At 54.5% G+C, this 13,277-nt stretch carries 11 protein-coding genes, 1 pseudogene and 1 other annotated feature; all 12 genes and pseudogenes read left to right on the top strand.

What is annotated here, in order from left to right:
• Positions 1-119: 119 nt before the first annotated feature.
• The gene (locus AWJ19_RS37135) at positions 120-1,121 is read left to right on the top strand and encodes a glycoside hydrolase family 95 protein (protein WP_241781974.1); all 1,002 of its coding nucleotides are present in this window, start codon (positions 120-122) and stop codon (positions 1,119-1,121) included.
• Complete coding sequence (locus tag AWJ19_RS37130) at positions 1,121-2,449, top strand: glycoside hydrolase family 95-like protein (RefSeq protein WP_241781973.1); 1,329 nt, start codon at positions 1,121-1,123, stop codon at positions 2,447-2,449. The genes AWJ19_RS37135 and AWJ19_RS37130 overlap by 1 nt, the downstream gene beginning before the upstream one ends.
• Before the next feature lie 422 nt (positions 2,450-2,871).
• Positions 2,872-3,579 carry an isochorismatase family cysteine hydrolase gene (locus tag AWJ19_RS33035; protein WP_068729901.1) on the top strand — a complete coding sequence of 236 codons (708 nt, stop codon included), beginning with the start codon at positions 2,872-2,874 and terminating at the stop codon, positions 3,577-3,579.
• A gap of 31 nt (positions 3,580-3,610) precedes the next feature.
• The gene (locus AWJ19_RS33030) at positions 3,611-4,624 is read left to right on the top strand and encodes an ABC transporter substrate-binding protein (protein WP_068729898.1); all 1,014 of its coding nucleotides are present in this window, start codon (positions 3,611-3,613) and stop codon (positions 4,622-4,624) included.
• An 11-nt stretch (positions 4,625-4,635) separates the two neighbouring features.
• A complete protein-coding gene (locus AWJ19_RS33025) occupies positions 4,636-5,457 on the top strand; it encodes an ABC transporter ATP-binding protein (protein WP_068729896.1) in 822 nt (273 codons plus the stop codon).
• A complete protein-coding gene (locus AWJ19_RS33020) occupies positions 5,454-6,206 on the top strand; it encodes an ABC transporter permease (RefSeq protein ID WP_068729894.1) in 753 nt (250 codons plus the stop codon). Before AWJ19_RS33025 ends, AWJ19_RS33020 begins: the two co-directional genes overlap by 4 nt.
• Positions 6,203-7,274, top strand: a pseudogene (locus AWJ19_RS33015) (ring-opening amidohydrolase). Before AWJ19_RS33020 ends, AWJ19_RS33015 begins: the two are co-directional and overlap by 4 nt.
• 24 nt (positions 7,275-7,298) lie before the next feature.
• On the top strand, positions 7,299-7,730 hold the full coding sequence (locus AWJ19_RS33010) for a cupin domain-containing protein (protein WP_068729892.1): 432 nt from the start codon (positions 7,299-7,301) through the stop codon (positions 7,728-7,730).
• A 15-nt stretch (positions 7,731-7,745) separates the two neighbouring features.
• Positions 7,746-9,380 (top strand): PucR family transcriptional regulator, encoded by a 1,635-nt coding sequence (locus AWJ19_RS33005; protein ID WP_082708245.1) that lies wholly within the window; start codon positions 7,746-7,748, stop codon positions 9,378-9,380.
• A gap of 4 nt (positions 9,381-9,384) precedes the next feature.
• Complete coding sequence (locus AWJ19_RS37835; protein WP_347231185.1) at positions 9,385-10,230, top strand: amidase family protein; 846 nt, start codon at positions 9,385-9,387, stop codon at positions 10,228-10,230.
• A gap of 5 nt (positions 10,231-10,235) precedes the next feature.
• Entirely contained in the window at positions 10,236-11,195 is a 960-nt protein-coding gene (locus tag AWJ19_RS37830) for a hypothetical protein (protein ID WP_347231184.1), read from the top strand.
• 69 nt (positions 11,196-11,264) lie between these two features.
• Positions 11,265-11,490: a binding site (T-box leader), on the top strand.
• A gap of 163 nt (positions 11,491-11,653) precedes the next feature.
• Complete coding sequence (gene tyrS, locus AWJ19_RS32995; protein ID WP_068729902.1) at positions 11,654-12,916, top strand: tyrosine--tRNA ligase; 1,263 nt, start codon at positions 11,654-11,656, stop codon at positions 12,914-12,916.
• The last annotated feature ends 361 nt before the right edge of the window (positions 12,917-13,277 follow it).

The following is a 13,277-nucleotide window of genomic DNA, read 5'->3' as shown; positions in this document are numbered from 1 at the left end:
AATTGCGTTCTATATAGTAATCTCGTTTCAAGGTTTGATTAAGAAATAGATGACAAATTTCCACTTAGACTGACCAGTATCCAAAGGTTCCGGGTGTCAGGAGACAGGAGGATGTGCAAGTGAGTGATTTGAAGTTGTGGTACACCAGTCCTGCCGAAGGCTGGTCGCAAGGGCTGCCAGCCGGAAACGGCAGAATGGGCGCTGTCATTATGGCCGCCCCGCAGCGGGAAGTTTGGAGCATGAATGAAGTAACCTTCTGGTCCGGCCGGGAGGAAGTGATTCCAGGTCCCTTCGGGGGCCGTGAAGCGCTTGAAGAGATGCGCGGATACTTTCTGAGCGGCAATTATGCAGAGGGCGACCGGCTTGCCAAGCAGTATCTGCAGCCTGTGAAGCGGAACTTCGGCACGAATCTGGCGCTATGTGAGCTGGCGTTTTCTTTTGACCTGCCGTTTGAAGGGCTGGAGGAGGACGGGGTACGGTTCCGGCGTGAGCTGGATCTGGAGAATGCAGTCATCCGGAGCGAGTGCTATTATCCCGGCGGATATACACTGTTCCGGGAGACCTTTGCCTCCCATGCCGATGATGTGATTGCGGCGAGAATCTGGAGCGGACAGCCCGGCGGCGTGTCTTTTACGCTGGTTACCGGGGGCGGAACGGATTCCTTCACAGTCAGCCGCCTGGACGAGAATACGCTGCAATTCCGCTGCCAGGCTACCGAGCAGGTACACAGTGACGGTACCTGCGGGGTATGGGCTGAAGGGAGAATCAGACTGGAGCTTACCGGAGGCAAGCTGACCGGGGAGGATGGCGGGTGGTCGGTTAAGGGAGCGGATGAGGTGAGCGTATACTTCACCGCCAGTACAGACTATCCCAATCAGGCAGCGGGCTGGGAACAGCAATGCGTCCGTGATCTCGACCAGGCTGCCGCAAAAGGCTACGCCGCTTTGAGGGAGGATCATATCCTTGATTACCGCGAAGAATTTGCCAAGGTAAATCTCCGGCTGGGCGAACCCGCGGATCACGGGCTGCCGACCGACAGCCGCATCCGCCGGCTGGCTGAAGAGGGCGCAGCGGTGACCCGGGACTGTTCGCACTGTTCCTCCAGTACGGGCGGTATCTGATGATTGCCGGCTCACGGGCGGATTCGCCGCTTCCGCTGCATCTGCAGGGCATCTGGAATGACGGCGAAGCCTGCCGGATGGGCTGGAGCTGTGATTATCATCTAGATATCAATACCCAGATGAATTATTATCCGGCGGAGGCCGTGAATCTGGGTGCAAGCCATCTGCCGCTGATGCGTTATTTGGAGCGGCTGGCGCAGGCGGGAAAACGCAGCGCGCAGGACTTTTACGGGAGTGAGGGCTGGACAGCCCATGTATTCTCTAATGTCTGGGGTTTTACCGCTCCCGGCTGGGAGACCTCATGGGGGCTTAATGTCACCGGGGGGCTGTGGCTTGCTGTCCAGATGATCGAGCACTACGAATACAGCCTGGATCGTGAGTTCCTGCAGCGCCAGGCCTACCCGGTCCTTAAAGAGGCGGCTGCCTTCTTTCTCAGCTACATGACGGTTCATCCGCAGAAGGGCTGGCTGGTCAGCGGACCGTCCAATTCGCCGGAGAACAGCTTCTATCCTGACGGCAGCGGGGTATCTCAGCAGCTGTCAATGGGCGCGACGCTGGATCAGGTGCTGATCCGCGAGCTGTTTACCTTCTGCCTGCGGGCAGCGGAGCTGCTGGAGCAGGACGAAGAGCTGCGGGCACGCCTGGCCGGGGCGATTGCCCAGCTGCCGCCGCTGCTGACCGGCAGCCGGGGCCAGCTGCAGGAATGGCTCGAGGATTATGCTGAGGCCCAGCCGGAGCACCGTCATCTCTCCCATCTGTGCGCGTTATATCCTGCCAGCCAGATTACGCCTGAAGAGACGCCTGACCTGAGTGCAGCGGCCAGGATCACCCTGGAGAACCGGATGCAGCAGGATGATCTGGAGGATGTGGAGTTTACTGCGGCGCTGTTTGCACTCTACTTTGCCCGTCTGTATGACGGGGAACGGGCTTACAAGCATATTTCCCATCTGATCAGCGGGCTGTGCTTCGATAACCTTCTCACCTTTTCCAAGGCCGGTATCGCAGGAGCGGAAAGTAATATTTTCGTCATTGACGGCAACTTTGGCGGGACGGCTGCAATTGCAGAGCTGCTGCTGCAGAGCAGGCCGGGAGAAATCTGCCTTCTACCGGCGCTCCCTGCAGCCTGGGCCAGCGGATCTGTGTCCGGGCTCCGGGCAAAAGGCAATATCGAAGCGGACATCGAGTGGGCGGACGGGCAGCTGGTCAGGGCCGTGCTGCGTATCCATTCAACCGGCACAGTATCTGTACGCTTACAGGGTCAACGGACAGTAATTCATGCTGAAGCAGGCAGCAGTTATTCACTGAATGGTCTTTTGCAGCAGATCTAGGCAGCATTGTGTCCTGTGAGCTAATAGACGCTTAACCAGTATAAGCAGCGAGTGCTTACCTTTGATCTGATCCGGCTATATGAAGCAGTAAAATGAAGAGTACAGTAAGCTGTCCGGGAACCGGTGTCCCTGACGGCTTTTTGTGCTGTTCATTTTACAGCATTCTGGGGCAGACATGTATCCCATCTGAAATACCAGATTCATCCCAAATAATGTATTTAAGAGTGTGGAGTATGTTAATATACATAACCTAAGATGTAATAATTATAGAAAAATACTAAGTTAATATAAATAATCTTGTAATAAAAACGAAGACATATGAGTTTTGTTGTAATATAATCTAACCAATAAGGAAGAAGAAAAGATGTATGTTATATAAAATGACACAATCCATTGTGCGTAATCAGGGGAGGAAACGAATTATGCAAATCTCGGCATCACCATATGTGTGGCCTTACGACGGGGCCATGGATCCCCGGAAGACAGCGCTCATGATTATTGATATGCAAACCGATTTCTGCGGCAAGGGGGGGTACGTAGAGCAGATGGGTTACGACCTTTCCTTGACGGCTAAGGCAATCAAGCCCATTCAGCAGCTGCTTGAGCGTATCCGCCGGATTGAAGGCTTCACCGTCATTCATACGAGGGAAGGGCATAAGCCGGATTTATCCGATCTGCCAGCCAACAAACGGTGGCGCAGCAGACAGATCGGAGCAGAGATCGGATCTGAGGGTCCCGCGGGATGCATTCTTGTCCGGGGCGAACGCGGCTGGCAGATTATTGAGGAGCTTGCACCCGCACCCGGCGAATTTATTATAGATAAGCCCGGAAAGGGAAGCTTTTACGCAACGGATCTTGACTTGATCCTGAGGAACAGGGGAATCACCCATCTGATTCTTACAGGCATCACAACAGATGTATGTGTTCACACCACGATGCGGGAAGCGAATGACCGGGGTTACGAATGTCTCATCCTGGAGGATTGCACCGGAGCTACGGATCCCCGCAATCATCAGGCCGCGCTGGAAATGGTCAAGATGCAGGGAGGCGTATTCGGAAGCGTCAGCCATTCCGCAGAGGTCCTCAAAGCACTGGAACAGTATCAGGCCGCTACCGCTGAACGTTATTAATTACAATTACATCATAACGGGGGAATATCATATGTGGAAAATGTCCAGAAAAGCAATGCTCGTCCTGTTATCGTCACTTATGCTGCTAATTACCGCCTGCGGCTCCGGCTCCAATGAGACAATCAAAGCTGACGGCGGCCAGGAGGAATCCGGCGGGCTGAAGAAGGTTGTACTGAGACTGAAATGGATTCATCAGGCCCAGTTTGCCGGCTTTTACACCGCTGTGGAGAAAGGCTACTACAAGGATGCCGGACTGGATGTGGAAATCCGGCCGGGCGGATCGGATTTTCCGTCGGTGCAGATGGTCGCTTCCGGCAGTGAAGAGTTCGGGGTAACCGGTGCGGACCAGATTATCATTGCCCGGGAAAAGGGAGTGCCGGTCAAAGCCGTATCGACGATTTACCGCAAAACCCCCTTTGTAATGTTCGCGCTCAAAGAGTCGGGTATTTCCACGATGGAGGATCTTGTCGGTCAGAAGGTGGGCATTAAGCTGGGCGGCAATGAGGAGCTGACGTTCCGGGCCATGGAGAAAAGCGCGGGCATCGAAACCTCGCAAATTGAGGAAATGCCGATCAAATATGATCTCAGTCCGCTGCTGACAGGTCAGGTGAAGGCGTGGCCGGGGTACGTGATCAATGAAGTGCTGGCTGTGCAGGAGCAGGGCAAAGAGGTAAACATTATTGATCCGAATGACTACGGCATCAATTTCTATGCGGATACGCTGTTTACAACGGAATCTGTCATTGAAAAAGATCCTGAGCTGGTCAAGAGCTTTGTGCAGGCATCCATGAAAGGCTGGGATTATGCGCTGAAGAATCCGGAGGAAGCGGCGGAATTCGGTTTGAAGTATGGTGACAAGCTGAATCTGGAGCATGAGGTAGCGATGATGAAGGCCAGCATTCCGCTGCTGGAGCCGGAGCAGCTGCCGCTCGGATCGACGGAGGAAGAGGCATGGGGAACCCTGCAGAAGAGTCTGATTGAGCTTGGTTTTGTGAAGAAAGAGCAGGATCTGAAGTCACTGTTTACGAACGAATACCTGGAATAGGAGGCGGTCTTATGACGGCGGTAATTAAGGAACAGAAGAACTTCATTGCAGAACATCGTCCCTTACAGGAATCCAAAGAGCGTGAAGTGATGCTCTCGTTATCAGACTGCTCCCTGTCCTTTGGAGAGGTGCAGGTGCTTAACCGGGTGAATCTGGATGTATACCGGAATGAATTCATATCCATCTTGGGGCCGAGCGGCTGCGGCAAATCGACCATGCTGAGGCTGATGCTTCAGCTGCTGGGTCCCGACAAGGGAGGGCAGGTCACTTATGCTTCCTCCGACTTGTCGCTGGGCATGGTCTTTCAGAAGCCGGTGCTTATGCCTTGGCTTACGGCACTCCAGAATGTCACGCTTCCGCTCGAGCTCGGCAACAAGAAAAAGTTCACGAAGCAGGAAGCGAGGGAGAAGGCGGAAAGCGCACTGCGCCTGGTAGGCCTGCAGGATTTCATGAATCATTTTCCGCACCAGCTGAGCGGCGGCATGCAGCAACGGGCGGCGATCGCCAGAGCGCTGGCAGCTGATCCGGCGGTGCTTTTAATGGATGAGCCCTTTGGCGCCCTGGATGAATTGACCCGCGAGAAGCTGAATTTCGAGCTGCTCCGGCTATGGGAGAGCCCCGAAACCAGCCTCAGCAGCATCGTTATGGTTACGCACTCAATCCAGGAGTCGGTGCTGCTGTCTGACCGGGTAGTGATGATGTCGCCCCGGCCCGCCGGAGTTACGGATATTATCCGGGTTCCGCTGCCCTCGCCGCGCGAGGCGGGGATGGAAGAGCTGCCGGAATTCCACCATACGGTCAAGGAATTGAGAAAGAGGGTGAAGCATTTATGACAGCCAAGCTTAAAGACAGCCTGTATCCGCTCGGATTCGGCCTGGGATTCCTGGTGCTCTGGGAACTGGCCGTACGCCTCTTCTCCATTCCTGTATATCTGCTGCCTGCACCCACTGCGGTCTTATCAGCGGTTGAAGCCTCATTAGGCTCGCATATGCTTGTTACCCTGATGGAGTCTCTGGCCGGATTTATGCTGGCTAACATTCTGGGATTTATTACAGCCATTATCTTCGTGCATTCCAAACCGATTGAGAAGGGGGCTTTTCCGCTGGCGATTGCCCTCAAGACAACACCGCTTGTGGCTCTGGCGCCTCTGCTGGTGGTGTGGCTCGGTACCGGATATTCCTCCAAGGTAGTGGCGTCCACGCTGATCTGCTTTTTCCCGATACTGGTGAACAGTGTCAAAGGACTCAAGGCGATTGAATATGAGGCCTGGGAGCTGTTTTCTACATATAAAGGGACGAAGTGGGAAATTTTCTGGAAGCTGCGCCTGCCGACAAGTCTGCCGTACATTTTCTCAGCACTCAAAATCTCAACCTCCCTGGCGATTGTCGGAGCAATTGTAGGCGAATTCGTGGGTGCGAATAAAGGGCTTGGATACGTAGTTCTGGTCTCATCCTATCATATGGACACCCCGGTGATGTTCTCGGCGATTATCGCTTCGGCGGCCTGCGGGCTGCTGCTGTTCTGGTGTATCGGACTGCTGGAGAAGAAAGTCATCTTTTGGACAAGGAGCGATGATCTATGATGAAATGCTCGGTGATTAAAGTGCCTGCCGGTGCTCCGCATGATACGTCAGGCCTTAAATCCTCTATAGAGGCCGGGGTTATCGACCCTGCACATGTAGTTGCCGTTCTTGGCAAGACCGAGGGGAACGGCTGTGTCAACGATTTTACCCGGGGGTACGCGGTGATGGCTCTGAAACAGTTTTTTGCCCCTTATTCCGCTGACGGCCAGCCGGCTGTGTCCTATATCATGTCAGGGGGGACGGAAGGTATCCTGAGTCCGCATTTCACTGTAATGAGCCGCAGCGGCTCAACAGAGGCGGGAGAGGCCGGACTTGGGCTGAAATCGCTCGCGATTGGCGTCTCCAGAACGAGGGATTTCCTGCCGGAGGAGCTGGGGCGCCTGAGCCAGGTGGATGCAGTGGCTGAAGCGGTATCGCGTGCGGTCCGTGATGCCGGTATTGCGTCTGCAGAGGATGTGCATTTTGTACAGATTAAATGCCCGCTTCTGACTGCCGAACAAATGCATGAAGCCCATAGCAGAAAGGCTGAGCTTGTGACTGAGGATACCTATAAGTCGATGGGGTATTCCAGAGGCGCTTCGGCCCTTGGTGTGGCTGTGGCGCTTGGCGAAGTCGGCCGCGAGGGGCTCCGGGATGAAGAGATCTGCGTGAATTGGGAGCTTTACAGCGCGGTTGCTTCGACCTCTGCCGGGAGTGAGCTTTCCTGCTGCGAGATCATTGTATTCGGGAATTCTTCCGCAGCGGAGGGCCCTTATCATATTGACCATGATGTCATGAAGGACTCCATTGACGGAGCGGCACTGCAGCGCATGATCGACGCATGCCGGAGATGAGCTGATTCAGGTGCTGGCCAAGGCGGAGGCTGACCCAACAGGCTATATACGGGAACGGCGCCACACGATGCTGGATGATTCTGATATCAACCATACCCGTCATGCGCGTGCTGTTGTCGGCGGTGTTCTGGCTTATGTATGCGGAGATCCGATGATCTATGTATCCGGCGGCGGGGAGCATCAGGGACCGGCAGGCGGCGGACCGGTAGCGGCCATTTTCCGCAGAAATCAATAAATGAATCTTATGGAGGAATGACATATGCTTACACAGGAAACCGAGGTTCTGACAGCAGAGGAAATGACATGGGAGCTGATGCCTAACCATATCGAGCTGTATCACCGGGAGATTGTCTCTGCGGCGCAGGCGGATAAGCTGGGGATTCGGATGAGCTCGATTTTATGGGAAAAGCTCGGTGTTGGGGGGCAGGTGGTTCCCCATTATCACGACGTGGTGGAGATTATTCATATTACCGTAGGTGAGGTTAAGCTGCTGAGCGGCGGCGAGTGGACCAGCTACCGGGCCGGAGATACCTTTCATGTGCCGGCCGGCGTTGTCCATTCGGTAGCCAATGTGGGGGATTCACCCTCCGAGCAGATCAGCATTTTTCTGCCGGCAGAAGCGCAGGTGGCCCCGAACTCCTTTTTTGGCACAACAATTATTGAAGATATTTATTCCTCGAAGCTAAAGTAAAGGCGGCGGAGCTCCATGGCGAACAATGTAATCACAGGTCTGACCTGCAGCGACATTCTGTTGATTCCCGATCTCAAGGAAGCAGTGGTGCTTGCCGGAGCGGGCGGCTTGCACCGTTACATAAATCGCGTAAATGTGATGGAGGTTCCTGATGTAATAGATTGGGTCCGGCCGGGGGAATTCCTGATTACGAGCGGGTTTCCCTTCCGTGACCAGCCGGATTTGATCTCAGACATGATTCCGCAGCTGAACCAGAAGGGCGTTTCCGCCCTGGGCATCAAGACCAAGCGTTTTATTGATGAGATTCCGGCCAGGGCGCTTGAGCTTGCCGACCAGCTGGATTTTCCGATTTTTGAGCTGCCCTCGTCGACTTCATTCTCTGATGTGGTCAGGGATATCATGGAGCGTGTGCTGGTTCAGGAAGCCAGGGAGCTCTCCCAGCTCCAGAGCCGGTTTCAGAAGCTGTCGAAGCAGCTGCTGCACGGTGACGGTATCGAGGACTTTCTGCGCTCGCTGGACGGAATGCTGCACAATCCGATTGTGCTTCTGGATGATATGGACCATCTGTTCTGTTCACCGCAGGCGGAGGAGCTCGGATTTCACAGTCAGTCACCGGTCTGGATTCAGCTCAGGGATGAGGCGGGTTTGGGCATCTGCTTCATTACCCTTGGAGAGCGGCGGATCAGGGCTTATGTGTCTGCAGTCAATGACAAGCAAATGAACCAGTGCCTGCTGATCTTGCTTGAATGGAATCAGGAGCTGACTATGGTGGATCAGCTGACTATAGACCGGGTAGGTGTTCTGGTCGGACTGGAAATGATCAATGCGAACGCCCGCAGAGAAGTGGAGCTTAAGTACGTGGATCAGTTCCTGCAGGATTGGATCAGCGGCAGGATTGTTGCCGGCGAGGATCTGAAGCTGAGAGCAGAGGCCTGCGGCTGTCCGCTGCCTGATCAGGCAATGACCGCAGCGGTGGTGGGCTGGCTGGAAATGAAGCCGGAAGTGAAGCAGCTGCAGCAGGCGGTGAAGAGAATCAGGACCAGGCCGGATTTACAGCATGTAAAAATGACGATCATGGAAGGTGAGCTGGCAGTTACGATAGCTGATAACGGGGACAGACCGCTCACCGACACTCTGCAGCGACTGCTTACGGAGCTTAGTGCGGTTTGTGCCAAAGATACGTTTGTCTTCTGTATCGGAGACAAGGTTAGCCGTCCTGATCTGGTTCATTTCAGCTATGAGTCAGCCAAGAAGATTTATCATATCCGCGAGATTTGCGATTTCCGTGAACCGTTCATAGATTATAGAAAGCTGGGCGTCTTCAGGCTGCTGTACCATTTGCCGGAGCTTGAAGAAATCAGGGATTACCGGGATCAGTATCTGATTCCCTTGCTTGATTACGATAACAAGCACAACGTATCCCTGCTGCAGACGCTAACCCAGTACTTCAAGAACAGCCGCAATGTAAAAAAAACCTCAGCCGCATTGTTCACTCATTATAATACCGTGACCTACAGGATTGAACGTGCCTGTGAGCTGCTGAACTTAAACTCAGATGACGGGGACGATATGCTTGAGCTTCAATTGGCTCTCAAGCTGCATGAGATGAGGCCTTATGACAAGCAGCGGGCCCCGCAGAACAGGAGATGACAACATGGATATGGCCGAATTGCCGCTCAAGCTGTCTGCAGGATGGCTGCGTGACCAATACAGAAGCGGAGTGCTCACGCCGGAAGATGTTATCCGGGAAATTATCCGGCGTTCACAGCAGGATCAGGAGCTGAATATTTGGATTGAGCCGCCGGACTACGGGCGGATACAGCCTTATCTGGAGGCTCTAAGCCATGTGGACAGGGAGGACTATCCGCTATGGGGAATTCCGTTTGCGGTCAAGGATAATATAGACGTGGAGGGCTTCCCTACAACAGCCGCCTGTCCGCAATTCAGCTATATACCGGACAGACATTCCTCTGTGGTGGAGCGCTTAGTCGGTGCCGGGGCGATTCCTGTAGGCAAAAGCAACCTGGATCAATTCGCTACCGGACTGGTCGGCACAAGAAGTCCGCATGGGGCTGTGCATAACGCGCTCAGACCGGAATATATCAGCGGCGGCTCCAGCTCCGGCTCGGCAGTTGCTGTTGCCCGCGGCCAGGCAGCCTTCTCGCTGGGCACGGATACTGCCGGCTCCGGGCGTGTGCCTGCGGCACTGAACGGCCTTGTGGGGTATAAGCCCAGCCTGGGAGCCTGGCCCACCCGGGGAGTAGTCCCGGCGTGCGCAAGCCTGGACTGTGTCACGGTGTTCGCGAACAGCCTGGAGGATGCGCTGCTTGTTGACCGTCAGGTGCGCGGCCTGGATGCCTCCGATCCCTGGTCCCGCAGCATCCCACGGCAGGCCGCCGTCTTCCGGCCAGACTGCTGTTCCCGGCAGAGCCGCTTGGCTTCTATGGACCTCATGAGGAGGATTACCGGCTGGCCTGGCAAGCAGCGGGTGATTCGCTGAAGGAGTTGGGCATTCCGGTAGAATACGTGGACTGTACGATGTTCTTCGAAGCGGCGTCCATCCTGTATGATGGCCCCTGGGTAGCGGAGCGCTGGGCCGGTCTGGGTGAATTTGTGGAGAATAACCGCACCTCCGTGCTTCCTGTAACAGAACAGATTTTATCGTCGGGAAAAGAGGATCGGCATACAGCCTCAAGCTTGTTCCAGGCCATGCACCGGCTGCAGGAGTATAAGGCCAGATCCCGGGAGCTGCTGCAGGATGCGGTCCTGGTTATGCCCACCTGTGGAGGCACCTGGACCATAGAGCAGGTGGAGCTCAATCCGGTCGGCGCCAATTCAGATATGGGCCGCTACACCAATCATTGCAATTTGCTTGATCTGTCGGCGGTGGCCGTTCCTGCGGGAGAAGCCGCGCAGGATTTGCCGTTCGGGATCACCTTGTTCGCATTGGCAGACAGCGAGCATCTTCTGGCAGGGACGGCAGAACTTTACTTTGGGGATTCCGGCCTGAAGGATACAGCTGAGAAAAGGGAAGCTGCAGAATCTGCTGGAGAGGTTGAGGTGGCGGTAAATGCAGAAGCGGCTGCCGCACAGCAATATACTACGATTGCCGTCTGCGGCCTGCATATGCAGGGCTATCCGCTCGAAAAGCAGATGACCGGCCACGGCGCTTATTTCTGGCGCGAGACGAGAACGGCGCCATGCTATGACATGATCAGACTGCAGACTGTTCCTGCCAAACCGGGGCTGATTAAAAAAGCTCAGGGCGGAGCGTCCATTCAGCTTGAGCTGTGGAAGATGCCGGTTCAATCGGTCGGCGCATTTGCAGCCTTGATTCCAGCGCCGCTTGGGCTTGGGAAGGTGGAGCTTGAGGACGGCTCTGAGGTTATAGGCTTCATCTGCGAAGGCTATGCCGAGGCAGAAGCGGAGAATATAACGGCCAGCGGCGGCTGGCGTTATGCCTGATGTTAATCCGGTTACCAGCCGGATTGACAACAAATTGTGAATTGGCTATACTTTCTGTAATCTTATAGTTTGTATACGTTGAATGAGCGCAGTAGCAGCTTAGTCCCTGTCACAGAAAGCCGGGGGGTGATGGAACCCGGTACACACGAGGGCTGCGAAATACACTCTGGAGTATCTTGGGTAATGCCAAGCGGAATCAAGCGAACGATAACTCGCTTATGAGTGGTGCGGATCGGCTGATTATGGCTGTTCGCGCAATTTGGGTGGTAACACGGTTAATTCAATCGTCCCTGTGTCTGAAATAGACAAGGGGCGATTTTTGCGTTTACCGGGCCGATGGGCTGTATGCCACTAGCGCAGATATTGCGGTCCGCAGACCTTTGCCGAACCCCGGATGATGCTCGTCCTTCAACGTATCTCACTAACCATACCTGAACACTAAAAAGGGGCTGTACATGTTGAATATTATTGATGAACTGGAATGGCGCGACGCGATTAATCAGCAGACAGACGCGGAAGGGCTGCGGGAATTAACGAACAGCAAGGCAGTCTCGCTGTATTGCGGCGTTGATCCGACCGGCGACAGTATGCATATCGGGCATCTGATCCCGTTTATGGTGCTCAGACGCTTTCAGCTGGCAGGACACCGTCCGGTGATCCTGATCGGCGGAGCAACCGGAACGATCGGCGATCCGAGCGGACGCCAGAGCGAGCGCTCCCTGCAGACACTGGAGCAGGTCCAGGAGAATGTGGATGCGCTGACTGCACAGATGAAGAAGCTGTTTATCTCCGATGATGACGCCAACCAGGTCCGCTTGGTCAACAACTACGATTGGACCAAGGACATTAACGTCATTGAGTTCCTGCGTGACTTCGGCAAAAACTTCAGCATCAACACGATGCTGGCCAAGGATGTAGTCTCCAGCCGTCTGGACAGCGGGATTTCGTTCACCGAGTTCTCGTACCAGATTCTGCAGTCGATCGACTACCTGCACCTGTACAAGCATGAGGATGTGCAGCTGCAGATCGGCGGCTCGGACCAATGGGGTAACATCACAAGCGGTCTGGACCTGATCCGTAAAAAAGAAGGCAACGAAGCCAAAGCGTTCGGCCTCACCATCCCGCTGATGCTTAAGGCAGACGGCACCAAGTTCGGCAAAACTGCCGGCGGCGCAGTATGGCTCGACCCTAAGAAAACAACGCCTTACGAGTTCTACCAGTTCTGGGCGAATACAGATGATCGTGACGTAGTCAAATACCTCAAGTACTTCACGTTCCTCAGCAAAGAGGAGATCGAGGCTCTTGCAGCCAAAGTGGAGTCCGAGCCGCACAAACGGGAAGCGCAGAAGGCACTGGCGGAAGAAATGACCCGGTTCGTGCATGGCGAAGAGCTGCTGGAGCAGGCAAAACGGATTACCGCCGCCCTGTTCAGCGGCGACATCCGCTCCCTGACCGCTGATGAAATTGAGGAAGGCTTCAAGGAAATGCCTACCTTTACCGCCACTAACGAAACGAAGAATATCGTGGAATGGCTGGTCGATCTGGGTATCGAGCCGTCCAAGCGCCAGGCGCGTGAGGATATTACTAAGGGAGCTATCTCCATCAACGGCGAGCGTGTTAATGAGCTGGAGGTTGATATTACCGCCGAGCACGCTATCGGCGGCAAGTTCATTATCGTCCGCAAGGGCAAGAAAAACTACAGCCTGGTAAAACTGGTTTAAGCTGCGGGCGCGGATTAGAGGCGTAAATGCTCTGATCCGCCGTTTTTGTGTATGAAGGAAGGTTTGATAAAGAGGATACTTTGAGTGTGATGCGGCGGATTGTACAGAAGGACTGTGCGCCGACAGTAAAGGGAACAATCCCACTAAATGTGCCGCCGAAGGGCCGAAAACCTGCATATAAGGGGAAATATCCCACTAACTGCGCCGTTGAAGGGCTCAACACCAGCAGTTAAGGGGAAATATCCCACTAACTGCGCCGTTGAAAGGCTCAACACCAGAAATCACGGTGCGACCCCCTAATTCCGGAGTCTCCCATATAAAATCGACTCTTGCCGTAGATTTACTCTTTATTTCGCTTTTT

The sequence above is a fragment of the Paenibacillus sp. DMB5 genome (genome assembly GCF_001517085.1).
GTDB lineage: Bacteria > Bacillota > Bacilli > Paenibacillales > Paenibacillaceae > Paenibacillus_AQ.
Note: the sequence above shows the minus strand (reverse complement) of the source record. Positions and strands in the feature narration are given on the sequence as shown.

What these genes read in the sequence shown, in the direction of transcription:
- AWJ19_RS37130 (WP_241781973.1), top strand. Translation starts at nt 1,121, where the DNA reads ATGATTGCCGGCTCACGGGCGGATTCGCCGCTTCCGCTGCATCTGCAG.
- AWJ19_RS33035 (WP_068729901.1), top strand. Translation starts at nt 2,872, where the DNA reads ATGCAAATCTCGGCATCACCATATGTGTGGCCTTACGACGGGGCCATG.
- AWJ19_RS33030 (WP_068729898.1), top strand. Translation starts at nt 3,611, where the DNA reads ATGTGGAAAATGTCCAGAAAAGCAATGCTCGTCCTGTTATCGTCACTT.
- AWJ19_RS33025 (WP_068729896.1), top strand. Translation starts at nt 4,636, where the DNA reads ATGACGGCGGTAATTAAGGAACAGAAGAACTTCATTGCAGAACATCGT.
- AWJ19_RS33020 (WP_068729894.1), top strand. Translation starts at nt 5,454, where the DNA reads ATGACAGCCAAGCTTAAAGACAGCCTGTATCCGCTCGGATTCGGCCTG.
- AWJ19_RS33010 (WP_068729892.1), top strand. Translation starts at nt 7,299, where the DNA reads ATGCTTACACAGGAAACCGAGGTTCTGACAGCAGAGGAAATGACATGG.
- AWJ19_RS33005 (WP_082708245.1), top strand. Translation starts at nt 7,746, where the DNA reads ATGGCGAACAATGTAATCACAGGTCTGACCTGCAGCGACATTCTGTTG.
- AWJ19_RS37835 (WP_347231185.1), top strand. Translation starts at nt 9,385, where the DNA reads ATGGATATGGCCGAATTGCCGCTCAAGCTGTCTGCAGGATGGCTGCGT.